Source organism: Microcoleus sp. OTE_8_concoct_300 (assembly GCF_031383065.1).
Classification (GTDB): Bacteria; Cyanobacteriota; Cyanobacteriia; order Cyanobacteriales; family Microcoleaceae; genus Microcoleus.
Genome location: NZ_JANMZH010000041.1, coordinates 1 through 5,463, shown reverse-complemented (window position 1 = coordinate 5,463; position 5,463 = coordinate 1). Strand labels below are relative to the sequence as shown.

The following is a 5,463-nucleotide window of genomic DNA, read 5'->3' as shown; positions in this document are numbered from 1 at the left end:
CCCATCCCACAAGAGTTATTTTTTCTTGTGGGATGGGCATCTTGCCCGTCCCATCAATTGATGAAAAGGACTTTTGCAAGAGGTCTAATATAGGTTCTCCCATACCAACGGCATTTGTAAGCTAATCGACTGGTTATTTCTCCCCAACTTACATCTGATATAGCTGGCGCTAACTTGGGTTTTTTTAACAGGTTTTTCACCGCTAAATTTTCAAGTACAATCGTTTGGTTTTCACGAACTAATTGAGTCGTTAGCTTATGTAAATTGTCTTTTCTGCTATCGGTTATTCTAGCGTGAACCTTAGCTACCTTAATTCTTGATTTTTCTCTATTTTTTGACCCTTTCTGTTTTCGAGAAATAATTTTTTGGACTTGACGCAATCTTCGGTAATGTTTCTTAAACTGTTTAGGATTAGCGACTTTATCCCCATCGCTAGTAATCATAAGACTACTAATTCCTAAATCAATTCCTATCACTTTGTCGCTAACAGGTAAGGGTTTAATAGTTGGGTCATCAAATCTCATTGATATCTGCCAACGTCCTGATGGATGTAATTTAATCGTTACCGTACTAGGTTCACAATATGAAGGTATTTGTCTTGACCATCGAATAGGTAAAGGTTCTAAACATTTAGTTAAATAAATTTGTCCGTTTTAAAATTTAAAAGCAGACTTAGTAAACTCTACACTTCCTACTTGATGTTTTTTCTTAAAGTTAGGATACCTAGCACGACCAGCAAATAAATTAGTAAAAGCAGTTTGTAAATGTCTCAACGCTTGCTGTAAAGGAACACAACTAACTTCATTTAAAAAGTCTAATTCTTCTTGTTTTTTCCAAGACGTTAACATTGAGGAAGTTTGACTGTATCCTATTCTTTCTTGCCTTTAGTACCCGGCTTGAGTTCTTTCGTGGAGAGCTTTATTGTAAACCAATCTTACACACCCTAAGGTACGCCGCAATAGCGACTCTTGTTCTGGCTTTGGGTAAAATCGATAACAGTAAGCTTTTTCCATACCTCACATTTTAGCGTATATTTTGTGAAATGTTAAAATTAAATAGTAAAGCCGTCCGCCGAAGAAGGGGTTTGGGAGCCAAAATTTTCGATGATGCCAAAAGTAGCAGAATTTGTCTATACTTGGTCGCAGCAGTCCCTACTCATCCTGCACTCCGACGGTTTGGCGGCGCAGTGGAATTTAAACCACTACCCGGGTTTAGGCGCCAGACATCCTGCTTTAATTGCAGCCGTGCTCTACCGGGACTTCAAACGCACTCGCGATGACATAACAGTTATAGTAGCCAAGGTAAGAGAAGCAGCGTGAGTTACCCAATCCTGACGGCGGAAGTCCGCTTTGAACAAGACATCGTACAAGTACGCCAAAAAGCTCGCCAAATTGCCGCATGGCTGGGATTCGATTCCCAAGCACAAACCCGCATCGCCACAGCAGTTTCCGAAATTGCCCGCAATGCTTTCAAATATGCAGGCGGTGGCAAAGTAGAATTCATTGTGGAAGGGGAATCGCCCCAAATTTTTCGGACTCGGATTTCTGACACGGGGCCGGGAATTGCTGATTTAGCGGTTGTGTTGATCCCCAATTTTCGATCCGGGACCGGTGCGGGACTCGGTTTAGCAGCAGCAAAACGGTTGATGGACGAGGTGGAAATCGATTCGGCGCCCGATCGCGGCACGGCTGTACAATTAATTAAGCACTTTTCCAAACATATGCCTGCCCTGAGTGCGATCGAACTAAATCAATTAGTTGACAAACTAACGCGCCAAATTCCCGAAGATCCCTACGCCGAAATTCAGCAGCAAAATCAAGAATTACTTCGCACTTTAGAGGAACTCCGCCAGCGTCAAGAAGAACTCATACAATTAAATCAACAACTAGAAGATACCAATCGTGGAGTCGTGGCACTTTACGCCGAATTGAACGAGAAAGCCGAATCTCTCCGGCGAGAGGGCCAACTAAAAAGCAGCTTTCTATCCAATATGAGCCACGAGTTTCGCACTCCGCTAACGGTAATCCTGCTGCTTTCGGAAATATTGTTAAATCGCCTCGACGGAGAACTTTCAGCAGAACAGGAGAAGCAAGTAAATTACATACACAAATCCGCTGAGTCTCTCGCAGAACTTGTCAACGACTCGTTAGATTTAGCCAAAGTGCAAGCCGGAAAACTAACTCTTCGCGTGGCTGATTTTGAAGTCGAAGATTTGTTCAGCGCGCTGCGAGGAATGATGCGCCCCCTGCTTCCCCAAAACTCGGCCGTTACTCTGATTTTTGAAGCGCCTCTAGAACTTCCCACCCTCACAACCGACGAGGGAAAAGTTTCTCAGATTTTGCGCAATCTGATTTCTAATGCCCTCAAGTTTACCGAAGCAGGCGAAGTTCGAGTTGCTGCGGAAATAGGAGAGGGGGAAACAGTTACTTTTTCAGTTGCAGATACGGGCATTGGCATTTCCCCAGCAGACCAAAAACGGATTTTTGAAGAATTTGTCCAAATAGAAAATCCATTGCAGAAGGGCGTCAAAGGCACCGGATTGGGATTGTCTCTGTGCAAAAAACTGGCGGAATTTCTGGGGGGAAGTATTGACATTACCAGTTCGCCCGGGGTGGGTTCGACTTTTTTTGTCAAACTGCCGATCGTGTATGCTCCAGATGAAGAAAACTCTTTGGAAATGTCCGCAGCTAAGGGAGATGAAATACTGCGGGCGATCGCAAATTCTCCCTCGTCAGCGCCGGATTCAGCAGCAAAAGTTTTGATGGGGGAGGATGAAGATAGTTTTTCGGTATTTGCTGAAAAACTTCTGGGCACGAATTCATTGTACGGCGATCGAGGCAGCCAAGAAAGTTGAAAAATTGCGATCGGCTGCTTTTTGAGCGACTGATCGCAATTTTTCAAGGGCGTTATGATGCCGGATCTGACCGGATTTGAGGTTTTGGAAGAGTTGAAATGCGATCGGGTTACTTGCCAAATACCTGCTATGGTGATGACTTCCAAACATTGAAAAATTTGGGAAGAGGAGGATTTGTCTACCGCTACAGGGGTGGTGCTTTCTAAAACGAATACCTCCCGCGAGCAGGCGATCGATCAAATTAAATCCACTCTCAATAAGGCAGCAGTTAATTTATAATAATTCTGAAAAGTAGTGCTACATATATAGCCTTTCGAGCGAAAGATGAGGTACTCTCGCGGGCATAGGGCATAGGGCATAGGGCATAGGGCATAGGGCATAGGCATAGGACTCGCCCCCATACCTCACCACGCGATCGAACCGCTATATATAGATTGTACGCGAGCATCTGTAGCGACTGAGGCTTTGCCTAAGTCGTGAGGGGTATCTGCGACAATTAATAATTGGTATAAGACAGAGGATTGTAGCAAGACTTTTTAAAATTGGTATTGTTTGATAGCAAGCAATATTTATTTAATTTGCAACAGCATTTAACCTTGGTGCTGTAAAATATAGCAGTTCTCAGTTGCCGACAATATAGTAGGGACTTAGGCAGTGCCTTTTTTCGTGTCAGCGGCTAAAATCCATAATAAATCTCGCTAGTTGAGCGAGTCTCGATCCCCCCTACCTTAAGAAGGGTGGAACTGGAAGCACTTTCAAAATCCCCCTTTTTAAGGCGGATGCGAAGAGGATCGAGGCTGCGGGAAAAATCAGAGAGACAGAGGTTTTTAGCCGGATTGTTGACAAGCCTTGGGTGCGGCGCCGTCTCTCGATCGAATATCCGAGCTTATTTATTAGTGAAAAATGACACCTGTTAAAAAAAATAATGCAACTCTAAGCAAGCTCCAAACCCCTACAGAGTAAGCCATTCCCAATTCTCAATTCTCAATTCTCAAATGGTATGACTTTCATCTCCCTTCAATATGCCCTGTTTCTGGTAGTTTTATTTGCGGCTTACTGGTTGGTTCCGGTGCTGTGGTGGCGGCTGTTCATCATGCTAGCCGCTAGTCTGATTTTTTACGCTTCGCTGCAAATTTGGTACATTCCTCTGCTGTTAGTCGGCATGCTGTTTAATTACTGCTTGGCGATGGCGATTGGAGAACCTCTGGATTGGCGGATTGCTAATGAATCTTGGAACCGCCGCCGTTTGTGGCTGCTGTGGATAGGAATTTGCCTGAATGTGTTGCTGCTTCTGGGCTTTAAGTATGTGCCTTTTTTATTGAGTTCGATCGGCACTTTGTTAAATTGGCCTTTTGCTCTCGACGGTGCTGACTGGGTGAAAAGTCACGTCATCGCACCCCTGGGATTGAGTTTCTTTTGCTTTGAGTGCATTGCTTATTTGATTGACGTGTACCGAGGCGCACCTGCTGCTACTTCGCTGCTGCACTTTGCTGCTTACAAGTTGTTTTTTCCGAAACTGATTTCCGGCCCGATTACTCGGTATCACAACTTGATCTATCAACTGAAAACCCAGAAATTTCCGACGCCCGATCGCCTTTCTGAGGCACTTTGGACGATCGCCTTTGGTGCAGTAAAAAAAGGTCTTTTCGCAGATAACTTGGGAATTTATGTCGATTTAAGTTTTACCAACTTGCAGCGGGCGGGTAGCGAGGATTTGTGGCTGGCGATTTTTGCTTACGGGCTGCAACTTTATCTCGATTTTAGTGGCTATGTTGACATGGCGCGCGGTACTGCTTTGCTGCTGGGTTGGTATTTGCCACCAAATTTTGATTTCCCTTATTTTAGTGCCAGCATAGCCGATTTTTGGCGGCGATGGCACATGACTTTAGGGGATTGGTTGCGCAATTATTTGTATTTTCCTTTGGGGGGTTCCCGAGTCGGTTTGTGGCGCACTTGTCTGAATTTGTCCCTCGTCATGTTAATTGCGGGAATTTGGCACGGGGCGGCTTGGGGATTTATTGTGTGGGGAGGTTTGCACGGTTTGGCTTTGGCGGTTCATCGGCTGACTGATGTGCTGTTTAAGCGGTTGCGGCTGGAGTTTTTGTGGGAAAATCCGATCGGGATTGCGATCGGTTGGCTGTTGACTCAGGCGATGGTTTTTGGTAGTTGGATATTTTTCCGCCTTCCCGATTTAAAGGATTCTGGATGGGCGATTTCGCATTTGTGGGGACACACTGCTGACGTGCAGTTTGCCGATAAAGTTTATGTGGAAGCTTTGGGTTTGGAAAGAGTGCATTTAACTTGGATATTGGCGGCTTTGGCTGCGGCGATGCTGGGGAATTATGCGTTGAGTCGGGGTTTGAAGTTAGAGTTAAATTGGCCGATGAAATTGGTGTTAGTGCCGCTTTGTTTGTATGCGGTTTGGGTGTTGGCTCCCGCAGGCGGTTTGCCTTATATTTATTTTGATTTTTAGGGTATTATCGGTACGCACCCTACAACTCACAGTCATTAGTCATTAGTCATTAGTCATTAGTCATATCGTTTCCGGTTGCATCGGAATGATTTAACCGCAGAGGGCGCAGAGAACGCAGAGGGAGAGAATACAGAGA

The 5,463-nt window shown here is 44.9% G+C and carries 4 protein-coding genes and 1 pseudogene; 3 read left to right on the top strand and 2 right to left on the bottom strand.

Annotated features, from left to right (window positions below):
• Positions 1 to 86 precede the first annotated feature (86 nt).
• Positions 87 to 1,013: pseudogene (locus ACUVJL_RS02260) on the bottom strand (RNA-guided endonuclease InsQ/TnpB family protein); the annotation flags it as partial.
• 90 nt (positions 1,014 to 1,103) lie between these two features.
• On the opposite strand from ACUVJL_RS02260, the gene ACUVJL_RS02255 reads away from it, so the two are divergent.
• Together ACUVJL_RS02255 and ACUVJL_RS02250 are read left to right on the top strand one after the other, a co-directional pair.
• A complete protein-coding gene (locus ACUVJL_RS02255; RefSeq protein WP_445244356.1) occupies positions 1,104 to 1,319 on the top strand; it encodes a hypothetical protein in 216 nt (71 codons plus the stop codon).
• The gene (locus tag ACUVJL_RS02250; protein ID WP_445244355.1) at positions 1,316 to 2,854 is read left to right on the top strand and encodes an ATP-binding protein; all 1,539 of its coding nucleotides are present in this window, start codon (positions 1,316 to 1,318) and stop codon (positions 2,852 to 2,854) included. The genes ACUVJL_RS02255 and ACUVJL_RS02250 overlap by 4 nt, the downstream gene beginning before the upstream one ends.
• Here the strand turns inward: ACUVJL_RS02250 and ACUVJL_RS02245 are convergent.
• The gene (locus ACUVJL_RS02245; protein ID WP_445244354.1) at positions 2,819 to 3,004 is read right to left on the bottom strand and encodes a hypothetical protein; all 186 of its coding nucleotides are present in this window, start codon (positions 3,002 to 3,004) and stop codon (positions 2,819 to 2,821) included. The genes ACUVJL_RS02250 and ACUVJL_RS02245 overlap by 36 nt on opposite strands.
• 850 nt (positions 3,005 to 3,854) lie before the next feature.
• Between ACUVJL_RS02245 and ACUVJL_RS02240 the strand changes: the two genes are divergently transcribed.
• Positions 3,855 to 5,327, top strand: coding sequence for an MBOAT family O-acyltransferase (locus ACUVJL_RS02240; RefSeq protein ID WP_445244353.1), 1,473 nt, complete (start codon positions 3,855 to 3,857; stop codon positions 5,325 to 5,327).
• The last annotated feature ends 136 nt before the right edge of the window (positions 5,328 to 5,463 follow it).